Below are 15,695 nucleotides of genomic sequence, written 5' to 3' on the forward strand. Positions count from 1 at the left end.
ATGGCGACCGGCTGGGTCAGTGACGGCGGCGTCCTGGTACTACCTGAACTCCGACGGCGCCTCGCCACCGGATGGGTGGCCGACGCCGGGCGCGTGGTACTACCTGGACGCCTCCAAGGGCGGAGCCATGGCGACCGGCTGGGTCAGTGACGGCGGCTCCTGGTACTACCTGAACTCTGACGGCGCCCTCGCCACCGGATGGGTGGCCGACGCCGGGAACTGGTACTACCTGGACGCCTCCAAGGGCGGAGCCATGGTCACCGGCCGCGTCAAGATTGATGGGCGCTGGTCCACCTTCGCCGCCGGGGGCGCCTGGCAGGGCTACGAGGGTCTGCACCCGGTGCTGGCTGAGCCCACCGCGAGCAGGGAGCAGGTCATCGCCACGATGGTCTCTGCCTACAACAGCTCGGGCCACGCCTATCCGTCCGCGGCTCTGTCCAAGGGTGGGGCCGACACGGCTCAGAGCTTCTTCACCACCCTCTACGACGAAGCGGTGGCCGAGGGCGTTAGCCCCGAGCTGCTCTTCGCCCAGGTGATGAAGGAAACCGCCTGGCTCCAGTTCGGAGGCGATGTCGCGATCGGGCAGTTTAACTTTGGCGGGCTGGGAGCCACCGGCGGGGGAGCGGCGGGTGCCTCCTTCTCGAGTGTCCAGATCGGGTTGCGTGCCCAGGTCCAGCACCTGCGGGCCTACGCCGACTCGAGTGCGACGCCCCAGGCGCTCTCCCGTCCGCTGGTCGACCCCCGCTTCACGTACGTGCGCAAGGGATCGGCGGTCTATGTGGAGCACCTGGGTATCCAGGAGAACCCTCAGCGCACCGGCTGGGCTACCGCTCGCAACTACGGCAACGACCTGGCATCCATGATTGACCGGTACTTCGGCTAGACGGGCTGTCCCGACGGCATGGATCCAGCCGTCGATCCAGATGCCGTTCCAGGCGGGGTCGGGCTTCCTCATGGGGAGTTCGGCCCCGCTTTTCCTGCTTTCCAGATCGGTGTGTACGGTGCCGGGCGTGAGAGACTGAACAGTGTTGACTCGAAACACCAGCGTTCATCGTTATACCAGTGCCTACCTAGTTCTGACTTGCTCGCTCTGACCAACTCTGCCGGGGGAGGACCCACGTGACCCGAGGAAACCGAGGAATCATCTACTTCCACTTCGATCCTCACGATCGCGTCCGCGACTACGTCACCCGTGCCCTGGCTTCTCTGCGGCCCCACGCCGACCACATCCTGGTGGTCTCCAACTCGCCCATCGGCGACACTGACCGGGCGCGGCTGGAGGACGCCTGCGACGAGGTCATCGAGCGCCCCAACGAAGGACTCGACGTCGGCGCTTATCGTGCGGGACTGGAGCACCTCGGCTGGGACCGGCTCGCGGACTTCGACGAGATCATCCTGACCAACCACACCTACTACGCCCCCGTGCGACCCTGGGAGGAGGTCCTCGCCCGCGCCGAGGACTGGCGCGACATCTCGTTCTGGGGCATGACCGAGCACGATGTCATGCGCCCCCATCCCTTCCTCGCCAGGCGCGAGCTGCCCCGGCACATCCAGTCCCACTGGATCGCGGTGCGCCGCAGGCTCCTGACGGACCCCGCCTTCCGCGCCTACTGGGAGCAGATGCCGTCGGTCTCCTCTTACCGCGACTCCATCCAGTGGCACGAGTCGCGCTTCACCGGTCATTTCACCGGGCTTGGCCATTCCTACGAGGTTGCCTTTCCCGTGGACCGCTACAGCTCGGATAACCCGGCCATCGAGGAGGCCCCGGCGCTGCTGGCCAACGGCTGCCCGCTGCTCAAACGCCGGGCCTTCTTTCACGATCCGCTCCACCAGGACCGGCAGGCCGTCGTCGGCGGGGACCTGCTGGAGGCCGCCGCACAGGCGGGCTACTGTGAGGATCTCATCCTGTCCGACGTCGTCCACACCGCGGCCGCCCGCGACCTCATCGTCAACGCCGGGCTCACCGAGGTCATCGCCGAGTCCCCCGTCGACACCGACTCCTGGGCGAAGCCGTCGACGCCGGAGCCCTCGGGCTGCGTCGTCGTGTACGTCCCGGCCGGGAGGAAGGGGATCGAGCGCGCCGAGGCGGACCGTCTCCCGGAACGCTTGGCGAGCCTGCCGGTGCACTGGCGGGTCGTGGTCACCTCGCCCACGGAACTGGGTGCGGCGGAGCTGGAGCGAGTCACCGGGCGCGCCCCAGGTAGGGAGGACGGAGCGCGAGCGGTCGCATTCCGCAGGGTCCGCGATCTCGATCCGCGCGGCACCATCGCCTTCCTCACCGAGTGCGACGATCTGTGGGACCCCGGGCGCGACGGCAGTCCGGATGGCGATGCCGACGGTAACAGTGGTGACGACGGCGCTAAAAGCGTCGATCTGGTCCTCGCGATCAACACCGGGCCCCTGTCCAAAACTCCCGGGAGAGCCGACGACGTCGCCCGTCGGCAGATTCTCGATTGCCTGCTCGCCTCGCCCGGCCATATGGCGGGCCTCATCGACCTCTTCGAGCGTCACTCCAGCCTCGGCGTGGTCATGCCCGCTGCCTGCCATATCGGCCGGCCCCATGGCGGACCCCAGTGGGACGGTCTGGACGGTGCCGCCGAGGCCCTGTCCCGCAGGCTCGGCCTGACGGCAGTCCTCGACCCGATGGCCCCGGCGACGCCGGTCGGCGCCATGTTCCTGGCCCGCCCCGAGGCGCTGCGCGTCCTGAGCGAGGGCGCCAAGGAGCTCGTGCATCTGACCGAGCAGGCCGCCACCGATCCCGATCAGTCGGTGGAACGTCTGAAACGCGCCCGGGCCGCTGAGGTGTTCGAGCTACTGACCATCTACGCGGCCATGTCCACCGGCTTCCACCCCCGCGAGGTCCTCACTCCCGCCTGGGCCGGACGGCTCTACGGTTCCCTGGCCCACAAGCAGCGGGCCGTCACCGCGGACCTGCCGGCCTACACCGACGAGCAGGTCAGGTTCCTCCAGGCTCGGTTCGGCCCCGAGGCCGGCCTCGGACCGCGAGTGCGCTCCTACATGGATGCGCGCCACCCGGAGGTGGCCGACGCCCTCAAACCCGCCTACCGCTACGTGACCAGCGGTGCCGCGGATCTGGTGCGTGCCGCAACGACCGCCGGCAGGCGCTTCCGCGACGTCCGTCGTCGTCACGGAGAAGGCTGAAAGAAGTGTCGCCATACCGGGAGGTGCGCCCCCCGCATCTCCCGCCGGCGGGGTCTGTGCGCTCGTGCCGATTCCCTACTTCGTGCCTCCCTACTTCATGCCCGCCGTTTCCCGGCCAAGGGGCTCGCTCTGCGCGGGAGTGGGAAATACGCCGTCACGACCACCGTGGGATGACCGAGGACGGCAAGGCCGTCATTGAGATCCATCCCGTGGCCGACCAGTTCCCGGCCGCGGAGAACGGACCGTTGTCAACGGCAATTTCCTCATGTCCATCTCCGGTAGGACGATGCGATCGTTCCACCACCGCACCTGTTAGTATCCGGAGCCATGGCAAAGACAGTTCTCGTCACTGGAGCCGGCGGCTACATCGGCCGCCACGTCGTCACCGCGTTGCTGGAGCGGGGTCTGGATGTCAAGGCCCTCGACCTGCGGCTCGACGGCGTCGACGACCGGGCGGAGAAGGTCGCCCTGGACCTCTTCTCCGGCGACGCCGACATCTACGACCAGATGGGGCGCCCCGACGTCGTCCTGCACATGGCCTGGCGCGACGGCTTCAAGCACGCCTCCCATGCGCACCTGGACGACCTGGCCAAGCACTTCCACCTCATCGAGAACCTCTACGCCGGCGGACTGCACCAGCTCGCCGTCATGGGCACCATGCACGAGGTCGGTTACTGGGAAGGCGCCATCGACGAGACCGCCCCCTGCCACCCTGCCTCCCTGTACGGCATCGCCAAGAACGCCCTGCGGGAGGCCACCTTCCTGTCCGCCCAGGCGCACGATGCTGTGGCCCAGTGGATCCGTGCCTACTACATCGTCGGCGATGACAAGTTCGGCAATTCGATCTTCTCCAAGCTCCTGGCCGCCGCGGAGGAGGGACGCACCACCTTCCCCTTCACCACCGGCAAGAACCGCTACGACTTCATCTCCGTGGACGACCTGGGCGAGCAGATCGCCGCGATCGTCGACCAGACCGAGGTCAACGGCGTCATCAACGCCTGCACCGGTGAGCCGATGACCCTGGCCGAGCGCGTCGAGGCATACATCCGGGAAAACGACCTGAACATCACCCTGGAGTACGGAGCCTTCCCGGACCGGCCCTACGACTCGCCCGGCGTGTGGGGCGATCCGACGAAGATCCGCCGTATCCTCGCCTCGAGCGCGGGCTGACGTGCCCTGAGGCACCACATTCCTCTGCTTCTTTCTTCTGCCGCGGTGAGCGGCCCGGACCACTGCCCAGAAGGGACATCATGGCAACGCTTGGCGAGGACCCGACGCGACTCGGCATCTTCTTCTTCTTCGATGCCCAGGGCATCGTGGACTCCTACGTGGAGACCCTGCTCGCCGATATGGTGAAAAACCTCTCCGAGCTGGTCATCGTCGTCAACGGTGAGCTGACGGCCAAGAGCTACGCCAAGCTGAGCGTCTTCACCGATAACATCATCCTGCGTGAGAACAAGGGGCTCGACGTCTGGGCCTACAAGACGGGCCTGGACTCCTACGGCTGGAAGAAGCTCGCCGAGTTCGACGAGGTCGTGCTGTTCAACGTCACCATCATGGGGCCGGTCTACCCCTTTGAGGAGATGTTCACCGAGATGGCCGGCCGGAACATCGACTTCTGGGGCATCACCTGGTTCCACGAAGTCTCCTTTGATCCTTTTGGCTACGCCCTCGAGGGTTACCTGCCCCGCCACCTCCAGTCCCACTTCCACGCCTACCGCCGTTCCCTGGTGACCTCCAAGGCCTTCCAGGACTACTGGGACGAGATGCCGGAGATCAACGGCTACGAGCAGTCGGTGGGCATGCACGAGGTCCCCTTCACCCAGCGCTTCGAGCGCCTCGGCTTCACCTCCGACGTCTACGTCAACACCGAGGACATGGAGGGATACACCTTCTGCCCGATCCTCTTCGCCCCGGTCGAGGTCATCCGGGACAAGCGCTGCCCGATCTTCAAACGCCGCTCCTTCTTCCGCCCCTACGACGACGTCCTCAACCAGTCCGTAGGCGAGTCCAGTATCGAGCTCTACGCCTACCTGCGCGACCACACGGACTTCGACACGGACCTCATCTGGGATAACGCCCTGCGCTCGATGAACATGGCGGACCTGGTGAAGAATCTCCAGCTCACCTACGTCCTACCCACGCAGGCGGTCGTCCGCGAGCCCAAGAAACAGAAGATTGCCCTCATCGCGCACCTGTACTACATGGATCTGGTCGAGCCCACGTTGAAGTACATCCGCAATATGCCCGAGGCTATCGACATCTTCCTGAGCACCTCCACCCCGGAGAAGGTGGAGCAGGTCAAGGCTGCCTGCGAGGGGCTGCCCTACAACATTGAGGTGCGCCTCGTGGAGAACCGGGGGCGCGACGTCGGCCCTTTCCTCGTGGCGTGGAAGGACGTCGTCCACAACTACGACGTCGTGTGCTTCACGCACGACAAGAAAGTCACCCAACTCTACCCGTACTCCGTGGGTGACGGATTCGCCTACAAGTGCTTCGAGAACCTGCTTCCTACGCGAGACTTCGTCAAGAACGTCATCGCCACCTTCGACGCCGAGCCGCGTCTGGGCTTCCTGGCTCCCACGCCACCGAACCACGCCGACTACTTCCCGGTCTTCACGTACGGATGGGGCCCCAACTTCGACCGCACCAAGGCGCTCCTGCGCGAACTGGGACTCGATGTTCCTCTTGACCCGGCCAAGGAGCCCATCGCTCCGCTGGGATCCATGTTCTGGTTCCGCCCTCAGGCTCTCAAGCCGCTGTTCGACCACGACTGGCAGTGGGAGGAGTTCCCGCCCGAGCCCTGCCCCATCGACGGCACGATCATGCACGCCATCGAGCGGTCACACGGCTACGTCGCCCAGGGGGCGGGCTACTTCTGCGGCTGGCTCTTCTCCGACTCCTTCGCCCGCATCGAGTTGACGAACCTGTCCTTCTACGTGCGCGACCTGACCTCCGCCGTCGGTGACCGCTTCGGTAGGGGCTCAGAAATGCAGATGGTGGGGATGGTCCGGGACAATCGGACGACTCAGCAGTGGGCCAAGGACAGTGTCAAGGAGCAGGTCAAAGGGGTCAAGAGGCGAGTGGGACCGCGGGTGCCGGCTCCGCTGAAAGGGCCGTTGAAGACTATGTATCGCAAGGCTCGAGGTCTCCTGAGATGAGCGCGGCCGCAGCACCGGTGGCCGCGACGCAGCCGGCCGCACCCGCGAGGAAGAGACCCAGGGTCTTCTACCTGGACCTCATTCGGGCGCTGGCCACCCTGCTCATCGTCCTCACCCACTTCAACTTCCATCTCAAGGATCACGGAGGCGGATACGTCCTGACCTTCCAGCCCTTCGGCATCTACGTGGGTGCCCTGGGCGTCTCCCTGTTCCTCATCATCTCCGGTGCCGCCCTGACCCTCACCTATCGGCGGCCGATCAACCTCAAACGCTTCTACTGGAAACGCTTCCTCAACATCTACCCGATGTTCTGGACCGCCTGGGTGCTGGGGACGCTCTACTACTTCCTCATCTTCAATGGGCGACCGCCCAACGCCGGCCCGTCGAAGTCCTTCATCTTCACACTGCTGGGAGTTGACGGTCTCGTCTCAGCCTTCGGCTGGCCCACGATGTACCTGCTGGGCGAATGGTTCCTCGGATTCATCCTCCTGTACTACGTCGTCTTCCCGCTGCTGCTGTGGGCCATTGACCGATTCCCGGTCATCACCGGCGTCATGATCCTGGCGGCCTACGCCGCCACGGTGCTCATCATGCAGCGCTACTTCCCGGGCTACCCCTCGGCCATGATCCTCACCACCAGGCTTCCCGAGCTGGCCTTCGGCAGCTACTTCGTCCTCTACGTCCGCCGGGTGCACTGGGCCACCGTTATTCCTGCGGCAGCGGTCCTGGCCGTCTCCGCGATGCTCCCCGAGGAGATCCCCGAGGACGTGGGCACCACAATCGTGGGCATCTCGGCCTTCCTCATCCTCGTGGTCGCGGGCCGCTACGTGGCGATCCAGCCCGTACGGGCCTTCGTCAGCCTCATCGCCACGTACTCCTACCCGATCTTCCTCGTCCACCACGTGGTGATCCTGCTGGTCATTCAGAAGGTTAACGTCTACGGCTTCTATCCCATTCAGCGCTACATGCTGCTGGCTGCCGAGTGCGTCATTATCTTCGCCCTGTCAGTGGCGCTGGTGAGGGTCGCTGATATTGTCGTCGCCTTCGTCACCAAGGCCTTCAAGGGCATGAGCTGGCGCCCCGAGGTGTCCGAGGCTGAGCGCTGAGAGCCGCCGGCGGCCGCTGAGAGTGGCGTGCAACCCGTCGGCGTGTCGAAGGCAACGGTATCTGCCGGCACGATCCGCCATGGCAGCGCTGAGAATAGTGGTGAGGTCGCGGTGTGCTCCGTGCGCGCTCCGTTGGCCCGACTCGACTACCTAAGGGAGACCCTCGTGACCCGTACCTGCCTTGTCACAGGTGGTGCCGGATTTATCGGCTGCGCGATCTCGCGCGACCTGGCGAACGCCTTCGACCGCGTCGTGGCCCTGGACAACATGCACCCGCAGATCCACCCGTCCCAGGGGCGTCCCGCCGAGCTCGACGAGCGCGTGGAGCTGCACCGCCTGGACGTGTCGGTGGCGGAGGACTGGGACCATGCTCTGGCCGAGGCCGCTCCTGACGTCATCGTGCACCTGGCCGCCGAGACTGGCACCGGCCAGTCCCTCACCGAGGCCTCCCGTCACGCAAGCGTCAACGTCGTCGGTACCACCCAGATGCTCGACGCCCTCGTGCGCCACGAGATCCGCCCGGACAAGATCGTCCTGGCTTCCTCCCGAGCCGTCTACGGCGAGGGGCAATGGGTCGATCACGAGGGCCGCCCCTCCTACCCTGGTCAGCGCACGCATGCGATGCTTCGGGCCGGGCAGTGGGACTTCAAGGGCCTGACCCCTTCGGTCCAGTCCTCCACCACCGTCAAGGCATCCCCGGCCAACGTCTACGCCGCCACCAAGTTCTGCCAGGAGAACCTCGTGACCTCCTGGTGCGGCTCCTTCGGTGTCACTCCGGTGCTCTACCGGCTCCAGAACGTCTACGGTCCCGGCCAGTCCCTCATCAACCCCTACACCGGCATCGTCTCCCTCTTCGCCCGCCTGGCCAGGTCCGGCAAATCCATCCCGGTCTACGAGGACGGTCAGATCGTGCGCGACTTTGTCTTCATCGATGACGTCGCCTCCGCCATCGTGGCCGGTGTCCTGCACTCACCTGCCGCCGTGCAGCCCTATGACATCGGCCTGGGGGAGCGCACCACCATCATGCAGATCGCCCAGGCGATCGCCGAGCACTACGGCGCCCCTGCCCCGCACGTGACCGGACAGTTCCGCGACGGTGATGTGCGTGCCGCCTGGGCGGACACCACTCGCGCCCGCCAGGCGCTGGACTGGGAGCCCCTGGTCGGTGTCACCGAGGGCATCAATCGTCTGTGCGACTGGATCGACGCCCAGGAGGACGCCTCCGCTGAAACAGCCACGGCCATGTCCACCGACACCGCGACGGAGGTGTGAAACCATGCAGCTCTCCCGACTTCTCCGCTCGGAGGAAGCCCGCCAGACGCTGGACCTCACCCTGCGCCTGACTCAGCGCTCGGTCTCCTCCGAGTTCAAGGGCACGACGCTGGGACGCCTGTGGTCCTTCATCAACCCCCTGGCCACGATCGCTATCTTCGCCCTCATCTTCGGCGTCGTCTTCCGAGGCGGCGTTGTGCCGGGCCGCAACTCCGGCATCGACTCCTTCGCACTGTGGATCGGCATCGGGGTGCTCAGCTGGACCTTCTTCTCCAGCGGCATCATGTCCTCCATGAACGCCCTCGTGGATAACTCGGGGCTGCTCACGAAGGTCTACTTCCCCCGACAGGTACTCATCTACTCCGCGGTCCTGTCGCTGGCCGTGGACTTCGCCTTCGAGCTGGTCGTCCTGACCATCATAGCCATGATCATGGGGGGACCCGGGGTCCTCCTCATGCTTCCGGCGCTGGTCGTCGTCACACTATTGGCGGGTATGTTCGCCGTCGGACTGGGCCTCATCCTGTCCATCGCCACCGTCTACTTCCGGGACCTGGGACACCTGTGGCAGATCTTCAACCAGATCTGGATGTACGCCTCCGGCGTCGTCTTCCCCCTGACCATGGTTAACAACGTTCAGAACGACTTGTTCGACAAGGGCTGGCAGATCAACGGCGGGCCGATCCCGCTCACCACCATCCTGCGCCTCAACCCGGCTGAGACCTTCCTGGAGGCCTTCCGATCTTGCCTGTACGACTTCGCCTTGCCGTCGCTGCCCGTCTCACTGGCTTGCCTGGTGTGGGCGGTCGTCGTGCTCTCGGTGGGCCTGTCCTTCTTCCGCCGGCACTCGGCGAGCATCGTTGAGGAGCTCTGACACTTAAGATGACTGCATCAACCGGATCGTCCGCATCATCACTCACTTCACCGGCGCGGGCCGTCTCAGAAGCATCCTCAACGGCACCCGCTGTACGCATTGAGGATGTCTCCAAGCGCTTCAGGATCTACCACCACCGTAATCAGTCCCTCAAGGGCGCGGTCCTCCAGCGCAGTCGTGGCGTTTATGAGGATTTCTGGGCTTTGAAGGACATCACCTTCGATATCCCGGAGGGCAAGACCTTCGGGCTCATGGGGCACAACGGTTCGGGAAAGTCCACCCTGCTCAAGTGCATCGCCAAGATCCTGGCCCCCAACACCGGTTCCATCACCGCCCGCGGGCGCATGGCCGCCATGCTGGAGGTCGGCTCCGGCTTCCACCCCGAGCTCTCCGGAAGAGAGAACATCTTCCTCAATGGCGCCATCCTGGGGATGAGCCGAAAGGAGATCGAGGCCAAGTTCGACGACATCGTCGACTTCTCCGGGGTCGGCGAGTTCATCGACCAACCGGTGAAGAACTACTCCTCGGGCATGTACGTGCGCCTGGGCTTCTCCGTGTCCATCCATGTCGAGCCGGAGATCCTCCTAGTCGACGAGGTCCTGGCCGTGGGCGACATGGAGTTCCAAGAACGCTGCATGGACAAGTTCGCCGAGTTCCGGGAGGGCGGTCGCACGGTCGTCGTCGTCTCCCACGGGTTGGAGCAGATGCGCACCTTCTGCGACGAGGTCGCCTGGCTCGACCACGGCAGGCTCAAGGAGGTCGGACCGGCCCCCGTGGTCATCGACAAGTACTCCGACGTCACCCACGGCGCCAAGAAGGTCAAGGACGGCATCGGTACCCGCTTCGGCAGCGGTGAGGCCCAGATCAGCCGCATCGAGCTGCTCGACCGTGCGGGTAGGTCGGTCAGCTCCATGCGCACCGGGGACGAGGCCACCATCCGCCTGCACTACCGCTGTGAGGAGACGATCGAGAAGCCCGTCTTCGGTTGCTCCATCGACACCCGAGAGGGCATCTTCGCCTGGGGCCTGCACGGCCTCGACGACGGTTTCCAGCCCGAGCAGATCGAGCCGGGTGAAGGAACCGTGGACATCTCCATCCCCGCCATGATGCTGCGTCCAGGCGCCTACCTCATCTCCGGGTCCATCCAGCCCTGGCAACTCTCCAGCGTCATCGACGCCTACCAGAAGGCAACTGCCTTCGACATCACCCCGGGGCCGCGCATGGAGTCCGGGGGCCTAGTGGCCCTGGGCGCCCACTACGAGCGCATCACCCCGCCGCGACCCATGGTCAAGGTCACCAAGGAGGACTGAGGTCCGGCGGGGTGGGCCGCTGCTCAGCCCCGCCGAATCTTCTTGACCCCCTGGGCCACGGTGCGGAAAAAGGGCTTGACCGTGGCCTCGAGGTGGTCGATCTTCGCCTTGGTCTCATGGATCTGAAGCAGGACGTGACGGATCGAGCCGTGCAGGTCGCCAATGGTGAAGCGCAGGGAGTGCATGGCCTCATGGAGCTGCGCGATGGACTGGGTCAGGTACGCGTTCTGCTGGTCCAGCTTCTCCTCGTGCAGGCGCAGGCGCTCTTCGAGCCGGTGGTAGTACTCGGCCGAGACGAGCATGAGACCCAGGTTCTCCGGCTCGGCGGGGCGGCCTTTCGAGGCGGAGGCCTTCGCGTCGGCATCATCCAGGGACAGGCGCGTGTAGCGGTCCCGGATGGCGAGATTGTCGATGCGATGGTTGACGGCATCGACGACGACGGAATTGCCCACCGACTCGTCAGTGGAGTCGCGGTGGTGCCAGTGCGCCAGTGGCTCGCCGGTGATGAAGCCGACCGGGGAGGTCGCCAGCAGACGGAGGTTGAAGTCCCAGTCGGCCTGGGTCAGCAGGTTGCCGTCCCAATGGCCGATGCGGTCTGCTACTTCGCGGCGGATGAGTTGGGAAATCGGCGGCACGTAGTTGGCCACCATCGTGTCGATGAGGGTCCAGCTCTCCTTGTCTGCTGCCAGCACTCCCCGGTTGACCTCGCTCAGGCCCTCCTCGGTGACCGTTTCGGAGATCAGGTCGCAGCGCGTCGCCACGGCCCCGTGGCCGGGGTGCTCGTCGAGGTGGGCGACGCAGGCGGCCAGGAATCCGGGTTCCCAGGAGTCGTCGTCGTCATGAATGGCGAAGAACTCGCATGAGGAGACGGCCAGGCCGTCCTCCAGGGCGGCCTCACGCCCATGAGAGGTCTCGTTGGTAACCACCCTGGTGCGCTCCTGCAGCCACTCGGGGGCGCTCTTCAGGGCGCTCTCCACCGGCTCGGTGCTCCCTGCGTCGTTGACGATGACGAGTTCGAGGTCCTGAAAGGACTGCGCCCCGACCGACTGGACTGCTCGTTTGAGCATCAGGGGACGGTTGCGGGTGCGGGTCACCACGGTGACTCTCGGGGCTCGTGCAGCCTTTCCAGCCATCTTCTGGGGTCCTCCTCGATCCGGTGATAGGCACATGACGTGTCTGATGACGCTGCTGAAGGGTTCGGGCCTCCGACAACGTCTCGGTTCCGTAACTCTAGCGGGTGAGGCACGATCGGCGCAGTCGGGCGCCGGCTCAGCAGCGTCTCGATGACTCCGAGCGCCTTGAAGAAGCCCCCGAGCGTCGATGCAGCTCGCGCGGCAGGCGGGCGACTGCCTGGGCGAATCCTGTCATCACCGGGCCGCGTCGCGGACCGCGCAAGCCGCGCACCAGCGTACGGGCCAGTGCCTGAAGCACCACGGGTGCCGGGCTGTGGGCGGCGGCCACCAGAATCCGGTTGCGGGCATTGACCCGGATGAACATCGGGGAGTCGGTGCCCGAGGAGGAGGCGTGCTCGTGGCGCACCACCGCCTCGCGCGCGTAGACGACCCTCCACCCGTGCTCGCGCAGGCGCCAGGAGAGATCCGTATCCTCGTAGTACATGAACAGGTCCTCGCGGAAGCCACCCAGGGCCCGCCACGCCTCGCGCCGGATCGCGCAGGCACCCCCGCACAAGCCGAAGACCTCACTGGGGGAGTGCTCCCGCTCTGCGGGTACCAGCCAGTCGCGGTCGTAGCCGTTGCCGGAGGCGTCCACGAGGTTGCCCGTGGAATTGATCAGGACCTCGCCCTCGCCCCGGGCGGCCGCCTCGTTGCTCACCCGAACCCACCTGCCGGTGCGCGGCGAGACCAGTGCCTCCTGGCCAGGGCCGGCCGGCTTCCAGCGACCGGCCAGCAGGATCCGCGCCGTCGCCGCGGCCGGGGCCGAGTTCGACGTCCTCCGAGGCGATCCCGGCTGAGTGGGCTCCGGGGCGGCCGGCGGATCGCTCAGGGGCGCCAGGATCGCCTCGAGGAAGCCGGGCTCAGCCACCGCGTCGTTGTTGATCAGGACGAGGACGTCTTCGCACATGCCACGGGCTCCGAGATTGACCCCCGCCCCGAATCCCAGGTTCCTACTCGACTGGACCACCGTCAGACCCGCCCGGGTCATGCGTTCGATCGAGTCGTCGCCGGAGGCGTTGTCGACAACGACGAGCGTGTCGCCGCCCCCCAGTTGACCGGTGATCGAGCGGGCCGCCCGGATCGTCAGTTCGGGTCGGCGCCAGTTGACGATGACGACGCGCGCCGAGGGGCGGCGCACGAGCCCCGCGCGGTCGTCACTGCCACCGGGGTCGCTGCGGTCGCCGCGGGCACCGGAGCCGGTGGGGGAATTTTCCGTCACACCGCACCCCCGATGAGGGCGTGGTAGACCTCCGTGTGCGCGGCGGCGCAGGCATTCCAGGTGAAGGTTCGGGCACGCTCGCGGCCCGCCAGGGCCAGCTCATCGTGGGCCGGGCCGACCGCTTCAGCGAGACGGTCCGCGATCTCACGGGGCGAGGCGGGATCGGCCAGCAAACCGACATCCCCGGTCACTTCGGCCATGCAGGTCCCGGAGCTGGTGACCACCGGGGCGCCGTAGGCCATAGCCTCCAGGACCGGCAGACCGAAGCCCTCCCAGATAGAGGGAAAGACGAAGGCCCGCGCGCCGCTGTAAGCGGCCGCCAGCTCGTCGTCGTCGAGCCTGCCGGTGACGTGGACCCGATCGCCCAAGCGGGCCAGCAACTCTCGCTCGGCCGCGTCGTCGCCCCACCCGGCCGGACCGACGAGGACCAGATCGAGGTCGCCGGCGTCGTCATGCTCCTCGGTCAGGATCGCGAAAGCCCGCAGCAGCCTCAGCAGGTTCTTGCGCGGCTCGCGCGTGCCCGTCCACAGGATGTAGTCGCGCCTCAATCCGCGGGCAGTGCGGAAACTCTCGATCTGCTCGTCGGTGACGGTGCGGGTACGCACCCCGTGCGGGATGACGTAGAGGCGGGCGGCGTCGATTCCTGCCGCGATGCAGTCGTCGGCAGTGGCCTGGGAGGGGACGATGATGGCGCTCGCCTCGGCGATGACACGCTCCAGGGAACGACTGAAGTAGGCGTTGCCGCGGGGCGTGAAGTGCTCAGGGGCGCGCAGGAACGCCAGATCGTGCACGGTGACGGCCAACGGCAGTGAGGTGGCGGGCAGGGCCCAAGTGGTGGCGTGGATGAGCTGGGCTCCGGGCAGGATGGACTCAGCCCGCGGCAGTCCCAGACGGTTCCAGGATTCGTACAGGGCGGTGCGCGGTAGGTGGGAATAGCGCATCGGCATCGAGGGCAGACCCACCTCCTGCGGTGAGAGGGCCGCTTGGCGGCGGGCGGCGATCCCGGCCACGGGCACCTGCCTGGTGCGCAGGGCCTTAGCCAGTTCGACGATGTAGGTACCGGAGCCCCCCGGGACAGGCTGCCACAACTGCTCGACGGTCATGCCCACCCGTGGGCCTCGGGGGCGGGTGGGGCGTCGGGGACGGTCGGCATTGGGGTCTGTGGGGTGGGAAACGGGGGAGGAGGAAGGGGCCGGGGAGTGCGCCGGGCGGGAGTGGTCTGCGCTCATGCGCTCAGAGTACGGGGTGGCCGTGCGCGGCGCGGTAGCCTGCCCCCATGAAGGTTCTTCTCGATGCGACGGCGATCCCGGCTGATCTCGGAGGCGTGGGGCGCTATATCGACGACCTCGTCCCCGAGCTCATCGCCTCCGGCGTCAACCTGGCCATGGCCGTCCAACAGCGGGACGTGGCGCACTTCTCCGCCAAGGCGCCCCGCGCCCATCTCTTCCCAGTGCCTGCGTCCATGGAGTCGCGCGGTGCCCGCCTGGCCTGGGAGCAGACGGGGTTGCCAGCCCTCATCCACCGGATCCGTCCCGACGTTCTGCACTCACCCCACTACACCTTCCCAGCCCTGCACCAGGTACCCGTGGTCGTCACCCTGCACGACGCCACCTTCTTCTCCCACCCGCAGGCCCACTCGCCCTTCAAGCAGAAGTTCTTCACCCGCGCCATCCGCCGGGCCGTGCACGGGGCCGACGCGCTCGTCGTCCCCTCCCTAGCCACCCGAGACGAGACCATCACCTATGTCGGCGGCAGCCTCGAGCGATTCCACATCGCCTACCACGGCGTGGACACCTCGGTGTTCCACCCGGTCGACGACGCCGAGAGGGCGCGCGTGGCCGCCACCCTCGGACTAGAGGGGAAGCGCTACATCGGCTTCCTGGGGACCCTGGAGCCCCGCAAGAACGTCCCCAACCTGGTGCGCGCCTGGGCCGACGTCTTCCGCGACTCCGACGACGCCCCGGCCTTGGTCCTGGCCGGCGGCCCCGGCTGGGATGCCGACATCGAACCCGCCCTGGCCCAGGTACCCCCGCATCTGAGCGTCCTGCGGCCCGGCTACCTGCCCCTGGAGGACCTGCCCGGGTTCCTGTCCGGCTGCGAGATCCTGGCCTACCCCTCCATCGGTGAGGGCTTCGGGCTGCCGGTGCTCGAGGCCATGGCTTGCGGGGCGGCCGTGCTCACCACCCGCGAGCTGAGCCTGCCGGAAGTCGGGGGAGACGCCGTGGCCTACTGCGGCTCGGACGCCCAGTCCATCGCCCGCGCCCTGGTGCTCCTGGACGCCGACCCCGAGCGGCGCCGCGCCCTGGGCGCCGCCGCAGCCAAGCGGGCCGACGAATTCACCTGGAGGGCCTCCGCCCAGGCACATATCGAGGCCTACCACGCAGCCATGGCGCGGTAAAGTATTGGGGGTTTTGCCGAT

At 66.7% G+C, this 15,695-nt stretch carries 12 protein-coding genes; 9 read left to right on the top strand and 3 right to left on the bottom strand.

What is annotated here, in order from left to right:
• The 8 genes from HMPREF0975_RS09745 to HMPREF0975_RS09780 all read left to right on the top strand — a co-directional run.
• The coding region (locus tag HMPREF0975_RS09745) for a glucosaminidase domain-containing protein (RefSeq protein ID WP_009233992.1) at positions 1–883 on the top strand (883 nt) is incomplete at its 5' end.
• Positions 884–1,119: 236 nt separating this feature from the next.
• A complete protein-coding gene (locus tag HMPREF0975_RS09750; RefSeq protein ID WP_009233993.1) occupies positions 1,120–3,162 on the top strand; it encodes a rhamnan synthesis F family protein in 2,043 nt (680 codons plus the stop codon).
• 327 nt (positions 3,163–3,489) lie between these two features.
• The gene (locus HMPREF0975_RS09755) at positions 3,490–4,332 is read left to right on the top strand and encodes an NAD-dependent epimerase/dehydratase family protein (protein WP_009233994.1); all 843 of its coding nucleotides are present in this window, start codon (positions 3,490–3,492) and stop codon (positions 4,330–4,332) included.
• Between the two features lie 80 nt (positions 4,333–4,412).
• Positions 4,413–6,323: a rhamnan synthesis F family protein gene (locus tag HMPREF0975_RS09760; protein WP_009233995.1), complete on the top strand. Its 1,911-nt coding sequence runs from the start codon at positions 4,413–4,415 to the stop codon at positions 6,321–6,323.
• Positions 6,320–7,429 carry an acyltransferase family protein gene (locus tag HMPREF0975_RS09765; protein ID WP_009233996.1) on the top strand — a complete coding sequence of 370 codons (1,110 nt, stop codon included), beginning with the start codon at positions 6,320–6,322 and terminating at the stop codon, positions 7,427–7,429. Before HMPREF0975_RS09760 ends, HMPREF0975_RS09765 begins: the two co-directional genes overlap by 4 nt.
• A 165-nt stretch (positions 7,430–7,594) precedes the next feature.
• Positions 7,595–8,701 carry an NAD-dependent epimerase/dehydratase family protein gene (locus tag HMPREF0975_RS09770; RefSeq protein ID WP_049939734.1) on the top strand — a complete coding sequence of 369 codons (1,107 nt, stop codon included), beginning with the start codon at positions 7,595–7,597 and terminating at the stop codon, positions 8,699–8,701.
• Positions 8,702–8,705: 4 nt separating this feature from the next.
• Positions 8,706–9,572, top strand: a complete 867-nt coding sequence (locus HMPREF0975_RS09775) for an ABC transporter permease (protein WP_009233998.1) — start codon at positions 8,706–8,708, stop codon at positions 9,570–9,572.
• Between the two features lie 8 nt (positions 9,573–9,580).
• Complete coding sequence (locus tag HMPREF0975_RS09780) at positions 9,581–10,882, top strand: ABC transporter ATP-binding protein (RefSeq protein WP_009233999.1); 1,302 nt, start codon at positions 9,581–9,583, stop codon at positions 10,880–10,882.
• Positions 10,883–10,905: 23 nt separating this feature from the next.
• Here HMPREF0975_RS09780 and HMPREF0975_RS09785 read toward each other — a convergent pair whose 3' ends face one another.
• The 3 genes from HMPREF0975_RS09785 to HMPREF0975_RS09795 all read right to left on the bottom strand — a co-directional run bounded on the left by HMPREF0975_RS09785 (position 10,906) and on the right by HMPREF0975_RS09795 (position 14,385).
• Positions 10,906–12,015, bottom strand: a complete 1,110-nt coding sequence (locus tag HMPREF0975_RS09785; protein WP_009234000.1) for a glycosyltransferase family 2 protein — start codon at positions 12,013–12,015, stop codon at positions 10,906–10,908.
• A gap of 136 nt (positions 12,016–12,151) precedes the next feature.
• A complete protein-coding gene (locus tag HMPREF0975_RS09790; RefSeq protein WP_049939760.1) occupies positions 12,152–13,195 on the bottom strand; it encodes a glycosyltransferase family 2 protein in 1,044 nt (347 codons plus the stop codon).
• A 77-nt stretch (positions 13,196–13,272) separates the two neighbouring features.
• Positions 13,273–14,385 carry a glycosyltransferase family 4 protein gene (locus HMPREF0975_RS09795; RefSeq protein WP_009234002.1) on the bottom strand — a complete coding sequence of 371 codons (1,113 nt, stop codon included), beginning with the start codon at positions 14,383–14,385 and terminating at the stop codon, positions 13,273–13,275.
• 167 nt (positions 14,386–14,552) lie between these two features.
• Here HMPREF0975_RS09795 and HMPREF0975_RS09800 point away from each other — a divergent pair, with 167 nt between their 5' ends.
• Positions 14,553–15,674 (top strand): glycosyltransferase family 4 protein, encoded by a 1,122-nt coding sequence (locus HMPREF0975_RS09800; protein ID WP_009234003.1) that lies wholly within the window; start codon positions 14,553–14,555, stop codon positions 15,672–15,674.
• Positions 15,675–15,695 lie beyond the last annotated feature (21 nt).

Source organism: Actinomyces sp. oral taxon 849 str. F0330 (assembly GCF_000239715.1).
Classification (GTDB): Bacteria; Actinomycetota; Actinomycetes; order Actinomycetales; family Actinomycetaceae; genus Actinomyces; species Actinomyces johnsonii.